At 42.3% G+C, this 14,038-nt stretch carries 16 protein-coding genes; all 16 read right to left on the reverse strand.

Features of this window, described 5'->3' with window-relative positions:
- Positions 1–11: 11 nt before the first annotated feature.
- The gene (locus tag ABVF21_RS18855; protein WP_194218785.1) at positions 12–266 is read right to left on the reverse strand and encodes an HPr family phosphocarrier protein; all 255 of its coding nucleotides are present in this window, start codon (positions 264–266) and stop codon (positions 12–14) included.
- 320 nt (positions 267–586) lie between these two features.
- Complete coding sequence (gene whiA / locus ABVF21_RS18860; protein WP_194218784.1) at positions 587–1,528, reverse strand: DNA-binding protein WhiA; 942 nt, start codon at positions 1,526–1,528, stop codon at positions 587–589.
- A 40-nt stretch (positions 1,529–1,568) separates the two neighbouring features.
- Positions 1,569–2,537, reverse strand: coding sequence for a gluconeogenesis factor YvcK family protein (locus ABVF21_RS18865; RefSeq protein WP_226615241.1), 969 nt, complete (start codon positions 2,535–2,537; stop codon positions 1,569–1,571).
- Between the two features lies 1 nt (position 2,538).
- A complete protein-coding gene (rapZ, locus tag ABVF21_RS18870; RefSeq protein ID WP_194218782.1) occupies positions 2,539–3,429 on the reverse strand; it encodes an RNase adapter RapZ in 891 nt (296 codons plus the stop codon).
- A gap of 45 nt (positions 3,430–3,474) precedes the next feature.
- Positions 3,475–3,948, reverse strand: coding sequence for an 8-oxo-dGTP diphosphatase (locus ABVF21_RS18875; RefSeq protein ID WP_303535196.1), 474 nt, complete (start codon positions 3,946–3,948; stop codon positions 3,475–3,477).
- Between the two features lie 366 nt (positions 3,949–4,314).
- Positions 4,315–5,283 (reverse strand): thioredoxin-disulfide reductase, encoded by a 969-nt coding sequence (gene trxB / locus ABVF21_RS18880; RefSeq protein ID WP_303535194.1) that lies wholly within the window; start codon positions 5,281–5,283, stop codon positions 4,315–4,317.
- 112 nt (positions 5,284–5,395) lie between these two features.
- On the reverse strand, positions 5,396–6,976 hold the full coding sequence (locus ABVF21_RS18885) for a tetratricopeptide repeat protein (protein ID WP_371018762.1): 1,581 nt from the start codon (positions 6,974–6,976) through the stop codon (positions 5,396–5,398).
- Positions 6,977–7,167: 191 nt separating this feature from the next.
- Complete coding sequence (locus ABVF21_RS18890; RefSeq protein ID WP_165994973.1) at positions 7,168–7,305, reverse strand: hypothetical protein; 138 nt, start codon at positions 7,303–7,305, stop codon at positions 7,168–7,170.
- 67 nt (positions 7,306–7,372) lie between these two features.
- Positions 7,373–8,002 (reverse strand): bifunctional phosphoribosyl-AMP cyclohydrolase/phosphoribosyl-ATP diphosphatase HisIE, encoded by a 630-nt coding sequence (gene hisIE / locus ABVF21_RS18895; RefSeq protein WP_371018763.1) that lies wholly within the window; start codon positions 8,000–8,002, stop codon positions 7,373–7,375.
- The gene (gene hisF / locus ABVF21_RS18900; protein ID WP_371018764.1) at positions 7,999–8,757 is read right to left on the reverse strand and encodes an imidazole glycerol phosphate synthase subunit HisF; all 759 of its coding nucleotides are present in this window, start codon (positions 8,755–8,757) and stop codon (positions 7,999–8,001) included. The genes hisIE and hisF overlap by 4 nt, the downstream gene beginning before the upstream one ends.
- A gap of 2 nt (positions 8,758–8,759) precedes the next feature.
- Entirely contained in the window at positions 8,760–9,479 is a 720-nt protein-coding gene (gene hisA, locus ABVF21_RS18905) for a 1-(5-phosphoribosyl)-5-[(5-phosphoribosylamino)methylideneamino]imidazole-4-carboxamide isomerase (RefSeq protein ID WP_371018765.1), read from the reverse strand.
- Between the two features lies 1 nt (position 9,480).
- Positions 9,481–10,116 (reverse strand): imidazole glycerol phosphate synthase subunit HisH, encoded by a 636-nt coding sequence (gene hisH, locus ABVF21_RS18910; protein ID WP_303535185.1) that lies wholly within the window; start codon positions 10,114–10,116, stop codon positions 9,481–9,483.
- Entirely contained in the window at positions 10,117–10,710 is a 594-nt protein-coding gene (hisB, locus tag ABVF21_RS18915) for an imidazoleglycerol-phosphate dehydratase HisB (protein WP_371018766.1), read from the reverse strand.
- Positions 10,710–11,981: a histidinol dehydrogenase gene (gene hisD / locus ABVF21_RS18920; RefSeq protein WP_194218773.1), complete on the reverse strand. Its 1,272-nt coding sequence runs from the start codon at positions 11,979–11,981 to the stop codon at positions 10,710–10,712. The genes hisB and hisD overlap by 1 nt, the downstream gene beginning before the upstream one ends.
- Positions 11,968–12,609 carry an ATP phosphoribosyltransferase gene (gene hisG, locus ABVF21_RS18925; RefSeq protein WP_371018767.1) on the reverse strand — a complete coding sequence of 214 codons (642 nt, stop codon included), beginning with the start codon at positions 12,607–12,609 and terminating at the stop codon, positions 11,968–11,970. The genes hisD and hisG overlap by 14 nt, the downstream gene beginning before the upstream one ends.
- Positions 12,609–13,790 (reverse strand): ATP phosphoribosyltransferase regulatory subunit, encoded by a 1,182-nt coding sequence (locus ABVF21_RS18930; protein WP_371018768.1) that lies wholly within the window; start codon positions 13,788–13,790, stop codon positions 12,609–12,611. The genes hisG and ABVF21_RS18930 overlap by 1 nt, the downstream gene beginning before the upstream one ends.
- Positions 13,791–14,038: the final 248 nt, after the last annotated feature.

Genomic DNA, 14,038 nt, shown 5'->3' on the forward strand with positions numbered 1-14,038 from the left:
GCCAGGTTTTGCTAATCTTTTTGAATAAAATCAATTAATGAAGACATCGCATCTTCCTCATCATTACCATCAACAGTTAAAACAACAGAAGAACCAGTTCCAACAGCTAAGCTCATGATGCCCATGATGCTTTTGGCATTAACTTTTTTACCATCCTTTTCAAGGAAGATGTCCGAGTTAAATCGGTTTGCTTCCTGTACGAAAAGAGCTGCTGGACGTGCCTGTAATCCTGTATCCAATGTAACCACAACTTCTTTTTGAATCACTTGTTCATTCCTCCCCTTATTTAAAACAGTCGATCAGAACACTAGAAGTGCTAAACCAGTTATTCTTGTACTCGCCACTTTCAAGCTAAGGCTATGATAGCTTATTTTGTAGCCTCTCGATTTTTAATTTACCAAAGTGTTATTCCACCCAAAAAAGTAAGCGCTATCTCGAAAGGTGAAAAATTTAGAAAAACGCTATTTCCAATGCTTTCATTAAGAAATAGGGTTTTTCTTTGAAGATTCATGCTATCTATTGTACTGCTAGAAAACAACCTTCCACCATTATAGGTGGAAGCTTTTTTCTAACTTGTCCGAAAGACTTAGGAAATCGGTTTACCATCACGAAGCTTATCAGCAATCTGGTCAATCTTTCGTAATCTATGATTGATCCCTGATTTACTAATAGCTCCGCCAGTAACCATCTCACCGAGTTCTTTCAGTGTAACATCTTGATGCTTCACGCGAAGTTCAGCGATCTCTCTTAACTTATCAGGAAGAATTTCTAAACCAACTTCCTTTTGGATGAAGCGAATATTCTCAACCTGCCGAAAAGCCGCGCCTACCGTTTTATTCAAATTAGCCGTTTCGCAATTCACGATACGATTAACAGAATTCCGCATGTCTTTCATAATGCGTACATCCTCAAAATAGAGTAGCGCCTGATGGGCACCGACAACACTTAAGAACTCCGTAATCTTCTCGCCTTCTTTGATATAAACGATATATCCTTTCTTTCGCTCAAGCATTTTCGCGTTTAATCCAAATTCATTCATTAAGTTACAAAGCGATTCCGTATGCTCTTCGTACATTGAGAAGATCTCAAGATGATAAGAGGTTTCAGGATGATTGATTGATCCACCCGCCAGAAAGGCTCCTCTTAGATAAGAACGTTTACAACAAGACTTTTTGGTAAAATCCTTTGAGATTACTCTAGTGAACGTAAAGGCGTTATCCATTATACCGAGATCTTCAAGGAGATCTCTTGCTTTGGCTGAGACACGGACAATGTATACATTGTTTTTCTTCAGCCTCATTTTTTTACGGACAAGTAGTTCAACATCGAAGTTGTATATCCGCTTAATGAGCGTATAAATTCTTCTTGCAATGGCAGCATGTTCAGTCGGAATGTTTAAGATCAGCTGTCTGTTTCCAAACGAGATCGATCCATTCATTCGAATAAGTGCTGCTAGTTCTGATCTTGCACAGCAAGGTTTACTTTCTAACTGCGTCAATTCTTTCTTTGTATCAGCAGCAAATGACATTGCCATCCCCCCTTTTTCATGCAGGGGCCCCACTGACCCATCATGATCTTTTATCGTCTAATAAGGATAAAAGAATCGATGATATTTCCTTCGCATCATGGCGTACATATTTCTCATCGTATTGAATAATTTTATCACTGATTACATGAAAACCAAAGCTCTTTAGACGATTTTCGTCATATTGCACAACCTCTGCTCGTTCTTGTGCATAACGTTTTGCATAGAACGATGGAATCATTTCCTCGTTTACAATAATCGTATCCATAAGTTTATAGCCGATGTGATCAATGAGTGCCTGCACGTGGTCACTCGCCGTATAGTTTTCCGTTTCACCGAGCTGAGTCATAACGTTACAAACATACACTTTCCTTGCCTTTGACTGCTGAATTTCCTCAGCAATGCCAGGAACAAGTAAATTCGGTAGAATGCTTGTATATAGACTACCTGGCCCAAGAACAATCAAATCAGCTTCACGAATGGCTTGTAGCGATTCAGGGAGCGCTTTGATGCCTGGTGGTGAAAGAAATACCCGCTTAATTGCTTTATTTACCTTAGGAATTTGTGATTCACCTTGAACAAAAGTACCATCACGCATTTCAGCATGTAAAACAATACTTCGATTTGATGCAGGAAGAACTTCACCACGTACGTTAAGAACGCGGCACATTTCTCTAACTCCTGTTACAAAATCACCAGTAATGTCCGTCATGGCAGCTAACATTAGGTTGCCAAGGGAATGACCTGATAGCCCATTCCCATTTTTAAACCGATGTTGCATAAGTCCTTCTAACAGAGGTTCAACTTCCGATAGCGCTGTAATAACATTTCGTACATCACCTGGAGGAGGTATATCAAACTCATCACGTAATCGACCTGAACTTCCTCCGTCGTCAGCTACAGTGACAATCGCAGTAATGTCGACAGGAAACTTTTTAAGTCCACGAAGAAGTACCGATAGGCCTGTTCCTCCACCAATGACGACAGCCTTTGGCAGATTAGTGTCATCCATATTATTTATGACCCTTCCCTTTTTCGATATCCCTGTGCGTAATATTCGTGCGATACTCTGTTTCGAAATGGTGACCAATGTGTTCTGCAAATGCAACAGATCGATGCTTTCCACCCGTACATCCAATCCCAATGACGAGCTGGCTCTTCCCTTCTCGTTTATATTGAGGAAGCATATACGCAAGCATATCAATTAATTTGGCTAGAAATGTTTGTGTTTCTTTCCACTTAAATACATAGTTCGCGACTTCTTCTTCCACACCTGTTTTTGGACGCAAATGCTCCACATAGTGTGGGTTTGGTAGAAAACGAATGTCAAAGACTAGATCGGCATCGATTGGAATACCGTATTTAAATCCAAACGACATCACATTGACACCAAAGTTCTCTTTCTCATTGTTCGAGAATCGGTCCATGATTTTTTCTCTTAGCTGAACTGGCTTAATGTCGCTCGTATCAATAATTTGCTGCGAGCGCCCTTTTAGCTCTTCAAGCATTTCTCTTTCTTTCTTAATGCCTTCTAGCGGCAAACCTTCTGGTGCAAGCGGATGAGAACGTCTTGTTTCTTTATAGCGTCTAACAAGTGTTGAGTCCTTTGAATCAAGGAAAAGAATCTCCGCATCAAGACGCTCATGTGAATCAAGGTGATCAACAGCTTCCACGAGATGGTCAAAGAAATCCCCACCACGTAAATCCATCACGAGTGCTACTTTATTTAATTTCCCTTCCGAACCGTCAACCATTTCAACGAACTTCGGTAAGAGCGCGGGTGGCAGATTATCAATACAGAAATAGCCGATATCTTCAAAACACTGCATTGCCACTGTCTTACCAGCACCACTCATTCCTGTAATAATGACCATATGAATGCGTTTATCAATCGAATCGGTCATTTTCCCCACTCCGTTTCTCAATTTCTCTTATTGTGACACTTCTATTTAAGACGGGTCTAATCGATATGAAAGAAGTTTAAAGTCAGGTGTATAAGTAAATGTACCGTAAATAATGCCGTGACCTTTCATCATATAATCAAGTATATGATAATCACCTGGAGCCATTGGAAGCTCACTAACGTCATCTGTATTTACCCACGAGACTTTTCCTTCATCTGATTTCTCAACTGGTTCGCCATCGTACTCCGTTGCAAGAAACGTAAACATCATCCATTCTGATTTTGTTACTTCATTTTCTTTAATAATGAATGTGAAAATGCCTTTTAGTTTAGGGTTCTTTAAATAGACACCAGTCTCTTCTCGAAACTCTCGGATCACGGAATCACGGATTGATTCTTCCGATTCCATCTTTCCACCTGGTGCAACCCACCATCCGCGTCTTGGCTTTTGTAGTAAAAGTACTCGATCATTTGCTTCGTCATTTAAAATACAGTTTGTTACACGTTGCACAATTGTCACCTCAATTCGATTATCCGATTTTTATATGAAAGCCTTATGTGCTCAGACTTCAAGATTTTCTATACATAGTATACTATGATTGCTTATCATGAACAATGAGATCGGTTTGGAGAAGCTGTTACGAAACGTCTCAACTCCAAAAAAAAGAGCACGGAGCATATGCCCGTGCCAATGAATGAATCTATTTAAAGGGGGTTAAATCTATTTATAGTGTACCCCATTTGTATTTCAGCGCTGTTACAGCGAAATTAAAAGCGAATGACGCGGTGACAGGCACCACCCGATACCGCTCGAAAGCTGTCGAAATAAGGTTTGTGGGTCAAATGTAAAACCGGGAATCATGAAATTCCCGGCTTCGATTTGGTATTAAACCAGCGCTTCTTTTCCAGCGTCTTCTAGTGATTCAATGTAGTGCTGAACAGATTGTGCAGCAATACTTCCATCACCAGTAGCTGTTACGATTTGACGAAGCATTTTGTCTCGAATGTCACCAGCTGCATAGATGCCTGGAACCTTCGTCGCCATATTTTCATCTGTTACGATATAACCTTCTTCATTTGTAATCTCAAGTCCACTAACGGCCTGATTTAATGGAAGCATACCGATGTAGATAAAGACACCATCTGCACTGAATTCACGCTCTTCACCCGTTACAGTGTTCACAAGCAGCGTTTTACTCACTTTCCCATTTTCACCTAAAATTTCTTTTATTGTATGATTCCAAATAAAGTCGATTTTTTCATTATCAAACGCACGTTGCTGAAGAATCTTCTGTGCTCTTAGCTGATCACGTCTGTGTACAATCGTCACTTTAGATGCAAATCGAGTAAGATACACACCTTCCTCTACAGCAGAGTCTCCTCCACCAACAACAACGAGTTCTTTGTTTTTAAAGAAAGCCCCGTCACAAACTGCGCAATAAGATACGCCACGGCCACTGTACTCAGCTTCACCAGGTACACCGATTTTCTTGTATTCAGCTCCACTTGTTACAATAATGGCTTTCGCATGGAATTCTTGATTTCCGGAGACGACTGTTTTGTAATCACCATTATCTCGAATTTCTTTTACATCACCATATTGATATTGAGCGCCAAATTTCTTCGCGTGCTCAAACATTTTCGTAGATAGATCTGGACCAAGAATACTATCAAACCCTGGATAGTTTTCAACATCTTCTGTATTTGCCATTTGTCCGCCCGGAATCCCGCGTTCAATCATAAGAACATCGAGATTAGCACGAGAAGTGTATACAGCTGCAGTCATGCCTGCAGGACCGGCACCGACAATAATGACATCATAAATTTTTTCACTCATCTGTTTCACTTCCTTCACGTTTCTATTAGTAATTTAATTATATTCATTATTAGAAAGTAATATTTCTTATTTAGAATCATATCCGATTAGTAGAAAAAAGTCTAATAGGATGCTCAACATACCTATTGTTCTAAAGTAATCGAGTTAACTTTTTACGATAGGCATAAACTGTTGACCCAGATACACCGAACGCATTTGCTACGTCGATTTGAGTCACATCCGTTTGGTTAACTTTATGCCACATGTAGAGCATGGCTGCAGCAGTGGCTTTCTGATTTTGAAATGCTTTGCCACTTTCTGAAAGCTTAACATAACAAGGTAACCAGATCATCGCAATTAGCTCATGCAAATCTGAGTCACTGATGTCCGCCTGCTCGAGCTCAGCAATCACACGCATACCTGAAAGAACGTGATCAGGGAAGTCTGTCTGAGTGTAAACCATATATTCATCTTTTTCATTTACAATTTGAACAGGTTCATCAGAAAGCGTAAGCGCAATATAAGCTGACAGTTCCTTTACAATAAGGGGCTCATCTTTACGTCTGCAATACGATTGCAGAATTGATGCGCCTTCCGGATCACGTCTTGTATGGAGCAGCATAAGATGCGTCATTCTCGCATGATAATCATGCTTCGCATCATTCTCCTCTGGGACCGACATCTGGGATCGGTAGCTTAGCTGATTTTTATCAAGCGTCCCTTGCTCTAGTTCACTAAGATAGCGGCTCGCCATTTCATTAGATGATTCCACTTGTTGCATCTTTTTCCAATTACGTCTCGCAAGATCAGGACGATCGAGATGAAAAGCAGAGACAGCCAGCCAATGATAGAATGGTGCATCCCATGTGTGGCGTGTTACTTCTGCTTTACGTAGCCAGTGATAGGCTAACTCATGTTGACCTAAGAATCCAAATGTACTCCCAAGCTTATATGAATGATCAGGATGAATCGGATAAACATTTTTCAACCGTTCCAGCATGACGTCACGTTTGACGTGCTGGCCAAGGAAATCATAGAAAAGCGTGAGATTACAAACCGCATTCAAGTTCCCTTCGTTTTTCGTCAAAACATCATCTAACACTTGGATGGCTTCCTCATATTGCTCGCTATAAAAATAAGCGAGCGCAAGGTTATTATAGGCAGGCCAGAATTCAGAGTAAACCTCCGTCATCTGCTCCAGTAAATCTATGGCATCAAGAAAGTGGCCGGATTCAATGGCTTTACGTGCAGCTTCATGCTCTTGAATCAGCTGCTCCTCTTCGCCAATCTCCTGAGGTAAATCTTCCGACTGCTCGAATAAAATAAGATCTACGAGCTCTTCTGCATCTTCAATAAATTCTCCCTCAGGTTCGTGCTCAAGGTAAGTTCGCGCATTCTCTTCCGTTTGTTTAAACAGACCCATATGTGCGTAATTGTTCGCAAGAAAAAAGTAGCAATCATAGTATTCAGGATCAAGATCGTCAAGTACAAATTTGAGCCATTCATTTGATGCTTCATATTCGCCTAATTCCGACAGGACCGCTGCAAGTTGACATATATAATCGACTTCTTCGGGGACAAGTTTAACCGCACGTTCAAGATGCTGTTTTGCTTTATCCAAATTCCGTTGCTGATAGGCTTTCATAGCCTTTTTATAAAAATAATCTCCGTCCTGAACGAACGGAATCAGTCGGCCTTTCATTTCCGAAGAAGCATGAAGTTCTTTCCTCATGTTTCCCCCCAATAAGTTCGCTTCGAATAATACTATTACCAGTCATATCCGTTCAAAAGTATAACATACATCAGGGTGAAGTCGTAAAAGAAAATAAGTAGTAAAACCTGGCTAGCGGCACACTCAAGCTAACTTAATTGTTTCTTTCTGTCCCAATAGCCCAAAATAAAAACGAGCTCCGCGGCTCGCTTTTATTTCCACATATCTTTTTTGCGCTTTGAGATTTCTTGCGCAATAAAACCAATTCCCATTCCAAGCAGTACACCAGGTCCTGGCTGTCCGAGAAAAAGCCCAATAGCAAGTCCCACAAACATAAACCCTACAAACATACGACCTCTCTCCATTTCTCGTAATTGAATTTACTCTTATCTACGATCAAAAGAGAATAAAGTTTCATTACTTCGAAGCGTGTCGTTCCTCAAGTACTTGAAGGACGTCATCAAGTGAACATTCCTGCTCTCTTAACAGAACCATCCAGTGGAAAATGAGATCCGCTGATTCCCACGTAAGTTCTTCGTGATCGCGGTTTTTCGCTGCAATTATAACTTCAGAAGCCTCCTCTCCTACCTTCTTCAGTATTTTATCGACACCTTCCTTAAAGAGATACGTAGTATAAGCCCCTTCAGGACGCTCTACTTCTCTTTTCGCAATCACTTCTTCAAGCGTATTGAGTATGGTGAAGCGATCAGCATCCGGCTTTACTTCTTCTAAAAGTAAGGAATCATTGAAGCAAGAATAGGTTCCTTTATGACAGGCAGGTCCCGCAGGGTTCACAAGTACAAGGACGGCGTCTTGATCGCAGTCATAACGTAGATCCAATACCTGTTGCGTATTACCTGAAGTCTCTCCTTTATGCCAGAGTTCTTCACGAGAGCGACTGTAAAACCACGTTTCTTTTGTTTCAATCGTTTTCGTAAGGGACTCTTTGTTCATATAAGCAAGTGTGAGAACTTCTTTACTTGCTGCATCCTGTACAATCGCGGGCACTAGACCTTTTTCATCAAATTGGATCATTTCGGTATTCATCGAATCGCCACCCCGTTTTGTTTTAAGTAATCTTTCACATGTGATAGAGAGGTTTCTTTATAATGGAAGATGGACGCCGCAAGAGCAGCATCTGCTGAAGCATCACGGAAGACTTCGAGAAAATCTTCTGAAGACCCTGCTCCTCCTGATGCAATCACTGGAATTGAGATGGCATCTCCAATTGCTTTCGTTAAAGGAACATCAAAACCATCTTTACTGCCATCCGCATTCATACTAGTTAGTAATATTTCTCCTGCGCCCATTTCCTGTGCCTTGATTGCCCATTCAACTGCACCCCATTCCGTCGCAGTCCGACCACCGTGCGTATACACACGCCATGATTGTGTTTCATCTTCCCACTTCGCGTCAATCGCCACAACCATGCACTGCGTCCCAAAATAATCGGCACCTTCACGGATTAATTCTGGACGAAGAACAGCGGCGGTATTCATCGATACCTTATCAGCTCCGGCACGAAGTACACGCTTCATATCCTCAAGCTTATTAATGCCTCCACCAACTGTGAAAGGAATGGCAAGCTCTGCTGCAACTTGCCTTACCACATCAACCATCGTTTCTCTTCCTTCATGAGAAGCTGATATATCTAGAAAAACGAGTTCATCAGCGCCCTCTTCATCATACACTCTTGCTAATTCAACCGGATCACCGGCGTCTCTCAGACCAACAAATTGGATACCTTTCACAACGCGGCCGTCTTTTACATCAAGACATGGAATAATTCGCTTTGTTAGCATGTCTAGACCTCCAACGCCTGTTTCAATGTAAATTGATTTGTATAAAGAGCTTTCCCGATGATTGCACCGCTAATCGAATCACTTCTTTGCTGAAGACTTTTTACATCGTCAAGGTTACTTATCCCACCTGAAGCAATCACTTCTTTCCCCGTAGCCTCACCAAGTTCAGCAATTGCCTCAACGTTTGGCCCAGACAGCGTGCCGTCCTTTGAGATATCTGTAAAAATGAAAACTTCCGCTCCGTGTTCAGCGAGTTCTTTGCCAAGATCCACCGCTTTGATTTCAGAGGTTTTCAACCAGCCTTCCACAGCGACATACCCATCTCTTGCATCGACACCAATCGCGATTTTTTCTTTATAGCGCTCAAGCATTCTTTTCACGAAGTCAGGATCTGAAATGGCGCTACTACCGAGAATAATACGATCAACACCGTTTTCAAGGTAATAAGCGACATCTTCTTCAGTTCGAACCCCGCCGCCAACCTGGACACGTGCTGATAACCCATTGGCGACCTCAAGAACGTGACGATTATTCACGCGCTTACCTTCTCTCGCACCGTCAAGATCAACCATGTGAATCCACTCGGCCCCATCATCTGCAAATTGCTTTGCCATATCAAATGGTGAATCGCCGTAAACCGTTTCTTTGTTATAGTCACCTTGCAAAAGGCGCACACATTTGCCGCCTCTCATATCAATAGCAGGATAGATCGTAATTGGCATCTTATGCGTCATTCCTTTCTACGTATTGTGCATAATTCTTTAAGATCTCAAGGCCAGCATGGCTACTTTTCTCCGGGTGAAACTGGGTGCCAAACACCTTCCCTTTACCAACAACCGCTGGAACTTCCTCAGCGTAATTTGCCGTGGCAATAAGAACATCCCGATCGTTCGTATCAACATAATAGGAGTGAACAAAATATACGTGTTCCTCACCGACATCATTCATTAAAAACGACTCTGGCTGCTCGATCACTAGCTTGTTCCATCCCATATGTGGAACTTTATAAGCGTTGCCTAAAGAATCTTGTCCAAGAAATTTCTTTACTTTACCTGGCAAAAAAGAAAAGCCTTCCGCATACCCATTCTCATCGCTTTCTTCAAATAGAAGCTGCATGCCAAGACAAATACCAAGTAGCGGCTTTCCTGCCTCCACTTCTTTTTCAATAAAAGCCTTTAATCCTGTTTCAGTCAAAATCGACATCGCGTCACGAAAGGAGCCGACGCCAGGAAGGAGGAGCCCTGTTGCTTTTGAAAGCTCCTGTTCATCTTCGGAAACGAAATAATTATAACCGAGACGCTCTAGTGCCTTACTAACGCTGTATAAATTCCCCATGCCATAATCAATAATTCCAATCATTTACAGCATTCCTTTCGTTGATGGTACGCCTTCTACACGAGGATCAATAAGCGTTGCTTCGTCTAAAGCACGTCCTAGCGCTTTAAAAATGGCTTCAATGATGTGGTGCGTATTGTGACCATAGTGAACAATCACGTGTAAGTTCATTCTTGCTTCAATGGCAAGCTTCCATAAAAACTCATGAACCAATTCGGTATCAAATGTCCCTACGCGATTCGATGGCAATTCAACACGATATTCAAGATGAGGACGGTTGCTTAGATCAACCACTACTTGCGCAAGCGCGTCATCCATCGGCACAAACGCATTTCCATACCGCTTAATGCCTTCTTTCTTACCCAGTGCTTGTTTCAACGCTTCCCCTAGACAAATACCAATGTCTTCCGTTGTGTGGTGATCATCCACTTCGGTATCTCCGTTCGCAGCAATGGCTAAATCAAACTTTCCGTGCTTCGTGAACAGATCAAGCATATGAGTAAGAAAAGGAACGCCGGTTTGTAAATCTGTTTTCCCGCTTCCATCTACCCCAAACGAAAGGTTAATCGATGTTTCAGATGTTTCTCTTGAAATCGAACTTTTTCTCTCTTCACCCATCATAAATCCTCCAATCGAAGTTCAACGGCTCTTGCGTGTGCATCCAAACCTTCAAGCTTTGCGAGCGCTGCGATGCTGCTACCGTTTGTTCTCATTGCCTCTTTACTATAAGAAATAACGCTTGATTTTTTAATGAAATCGTCTACTGATAGCGGACTTGAAAAACGAGCTGTTCCGTTCGTAGGTAGTACGTGGTTCGGGCCGGCAAAATAATCACCAACTGGCTCTGAGCTATATGGTCCAAGGAAAATAGCTCCTGCGTGACGAATTTTCCCAAGAAGCGTCATTGGTTCCTCGACCATAATTTCAAGATGCTCCGGAGCGAGTTCATTGACGGCATCTACCGCTTCAGCCAGATGATTCACGACATAAATCATTCCGTAATCATCAATTGACTTAGATGCAATTTCAGCTCGTGGAAGCTCGACAAGCTGTTGCTTCACCTCTTCTTGAACACGCTCAGCTAGTGTCTCTGAAGTTGTCACTAGAACAGCGCTAGCTCGCTCATCGTGTTCGGCCTGCGATAATAAGTCTGCTGCCACATAAGCTGGATTAGCCTTTTCATCGGCGAGAACAACGATTTCACTTGGACCAGCGATCATATCAATATCAACAATCCCAAATACTTCTCGTTTCGCAAGGGCTACAAAAATATTTCCTGGACCGACGATTTTATCTACGGGTGCGATCGATTCCGTCCCGTAAGCAAGCGCGCCAACAGCCTGCGCTCCACCTACTTTAAAGATTTCCGATACCCCCACTTCATTTGCTGCAACAAGTACACCTGAAGGAACGTTTCCGTCTGAGTCAGGTGGCGTTACCATTGCAATTCGCTTCACACCTGCAGCGACAGCAGGAATAACATTCATTAATACAGAAGAAGGATATGCAGCTTTGCCACCCGGAACATAAACACCGACAGAATCAAGCGGTGTTACTTTTTGTCCAAGCATTGTACCGTCTTCAGAAGTTGTAAACCATGATTGACGACGCTGGCGTTCGTGAAATGATTGAATATTGCCAGCCGCCTGTCTAATCGTCGTAATGAGTTCATCAGATAAATCGCGATATGCCCGTTCGATTTCTTCATTTGAAACGCGAAGTTCTTTCAAGTCTGCTCCATCAAACTTCTTTGTATTTTCCTTAACGGCTTCATCGCCAGTTGCTTTAACTTGCGAAAGAATAGAAAGAACAGCCTGACGCTGCTCTTCTGTTCCCTGCTCAATCGATCGTTTGATGGATGCCCCTTCGCTCCTATTAACGATTTTCATCTACGCTCTCTCCTTCCACAACCGCTGAAAGACGCTCGACCATATCGTCAATGATTGCATCCTTCGTTCGATAGCTTACCGGATTCACAATAAAGCGAGAGGTGATTGGCTCAATAAACGCCGTTTCCATTAAACCGTTTTCCGTTAGCGTTCTTCCTGTTGAAACAATATCGACGATGCGATCAGCAAGGCCGATTAGCGGAGCAAGCTCAATCGATCCGTTTAACTTAATAATCTCTACCTGTTCACCCTGCTGGCGAAAATAGTTAGAAGCTACGTTCGGATACTTTGTAGCAATCTTTGGTGCAACGCCTTTAATTGGCCCATCCGAAAGACCTGCAACAGCTAAATAGCATCCACTAATTTTTAAATCTAGTACTTCGTATACATTGCGCTCTTCTTCTAGCATGACATCTTTCCCAGCAATTCCAACATCCGCTACACCGTGCTCCACGTATGTCGGAACATCCATTGGTTTTGCTAGAATGAAACGAAGATTTTCTTCTTCTATATCGAGAATTAATTTTCTTGAATCATCAAACTCAGGGGGAAGTTGATAACCCGCGCTTCGAAGCAATTCTATCGCCTCTTCAAAAATACGCCCTTTTGGCATTGCCATCGTCAACATTACAACATCCCCTTTCCGTTCTTACCGATTAAATACGTGACGTCATCAAAACGTTCCGAGTAAGCATCAAGGTTTGTGACACCACTTAATTCCTGCACCACAACTTTTTCACCATTAGCCCTTCGTTCTGACGCCTGTTGAATCGCTTCTTCTCTTCGTTCAGGACTAAAGATAATCGCATATGGGAGATTTTCCTCACTCGTTACACCAAGTGCTTCAGCAAGGTGATCCAAACGAATACCGAACCCTGTTGCCTGTGCCGGACGATCAAAACGAGACAGCAGTTCATCGTAGCGTCCGCCATTGCTTAACGGTACACCAAGATTATTGGCATATCCCTCAAACACAACTCCCGTGTAATAACTCATGTGACTTACAAGAGTGAAATCAAATTTCACCTGGTTAGCTACCCCATATGCTTCAAGCGTATGTAGAAGTGTACGAAGCTCCTCAAGAACTCTTTCACCAGCGTCAGTCGGTAGCAATTCAATGGCTTCTTCTAGTTTTGAACCATCACCTCTGAGCGTTAAAAGAGCCATAAGTCTTTTTTGATCAATTGTAGAGAGCGGCATTTCTCTTACATGCTGGCGATACCCTACATAGTTTTTTTCATATAAATAGCGGCGTAGAATGGCAGCTCTGTCTTCGTTACCAACGATCGAAAGAAACAGCTCCTGAATAAATCCAACATGGCCAATCGCGATTTGGAAATCTTCAAGACCAGCTTCTTTTAAAACGGCTGCCATTAATGCGATAACTTCTGCATCAGCACTCGTCGTGCGATCACCAATTAACTCAACACCTATTTGTTCAAACTCTGCCGGTTTTCCACCTTCGTCTTCCTGCGCTCGAAACACATTAGAATCATAAGCAAGGCGCAGTGGAAAAGGCTCATTCTTTAGACTAGACGCAGCGACACGAGCGATTGGCGCAGTCATGTCGGGTCTTAAGACAAGCGTATTGCCACGCTGGTCAAGTAGTTTAAAAAGCTGCTGATCAAGGATAGCAGAAGCTTCTCCGACCGTTTCATAGTACTCTAGCGTAGGGGTGTTCATAAAACGATAGCCCCATCCCTCTGTTACACGCTGAATTTTTTCACGAATGCTTGTTTTCAAGTCATATAGTACCGGTAGCGTATCGCGCATACCGAGCGGCTTCTCAAATACGAATGGTCTTGTCATTTTGTGCACCTCACATTTCCTTTAGTTCGCTAACATACTAACAAGATGAAGTTATTTGTAGTTTACACGCCTTTATTTTCTTCGTCAACCAATAAGGGGCATTATTCCCTTTACTCCTTTTCTGTACTCCAATATGAATCCCCTTTATTTTTTAGGTAATCTTAAGGAATGATGTCGATTTATGACTCTTCCCGTCTTCATCAGGATCACTTATTGATAAATTAGGGTAATAGCTTTGAAAGAAACTT

It is taken from the genome of Pseudalkalibacillus sp. JSM 102089 (genome assembly GCF_041366475.1).
GTDB classification, from domain to species: Bacteria; Bacillota; Bacilli; order Bacillales; family Guptibacillaceae; genus Guptibacillus; species Guptibacillus hwajinpoensis_B.

Bases quoted from the DNA above. Each gene is read 5' to 3' on its own strand.
- hisIE (WP_371018763.1), bottom strand. From the start codon at position 8,002: ATGAATACCGAAATGATCCAATTTGATGAAAAAGGTCTAGTGCCCGCG.
- ABVF21_RS18885 (WP_371018762.1), bottom strand. From the start codon at position 6,976: ATGAGGAAAGAACTTCATGCTTCTTCGGAAATGAAAGGCCGACTGATT.
- hisG (WP_371018767.1), bottom strand. From the start codon at position 12,609: ATGTTGACGATGGCAATGCCAAAAGGGCGTATTTTTGAAGAGGCGATA.
- hisF (WP_371018764.1), bottom strand. From the start codon at position 8,757: ATGCTAACAAAGCGAATTATTCCATGTCTTGATGTAAAAGACGGCCGC.
- ABVF21_RS18930 (WP_371018768.1), bottom strand. From the start codon at position 13,790: ATGACAAGACCATTCGTATTTGAGAAGCCGCTCGGTATGCGCGATACG.
- ABVF21_RS18865 (WP_226615241.1), bottom strand. From the start codon at position 2,537: ATGGATGACACTAATCTGCCAAAGGCTGTCGTCATTGGTGGAGGAACA.
- hisA (WP_371018765.1), bottom strand. From the start codon at position 9,479: ATGCCAATTACGATCTATCCTGCTATTGATATGAGAGGCGGCAAATGT.
- ABVF21_RS18890 (WP_165994973.1), bottom strand. From the start codon at position 7,305: ATGTTTGTAGGGTTTATGTTTGTGGGACTTGCTATTGGGCTTTTTCTC.
- hisB (WP_371018766.1), bottom strand. From the start codon at position 10,710: ATGGGTGAAGAGAGAAAAAGTTCGATTTCAAGAGAAACATCTGAAACA.
- hisD (WP_194218773.1), bottom strand. From the start codon at position 11,981: ATGAAAATCGTTAATAGGAGCGAAGGGGCATCCATCAAACGATCGATT.
- whiA (WP_194218784.1), bottom strand. From the start codon at position 1,528: ATGTCATTTGCTGCTGATACAAAGAAAGAATTGACGCAGTTAGAAAGT.
- hisH (WP_303535185.1), bottom strand. From the start codon at position 10,116: ATGATTGGAATTATTGATTATGGCATGGGGAATTTATACAGCGTTAGT.
- rapZ (WP_194218782.1), bottom strand. From the start codon at position 3,429: ATGACCGATTCGATTGATAAACGCATTCATATGGTCATTATTACAGGA.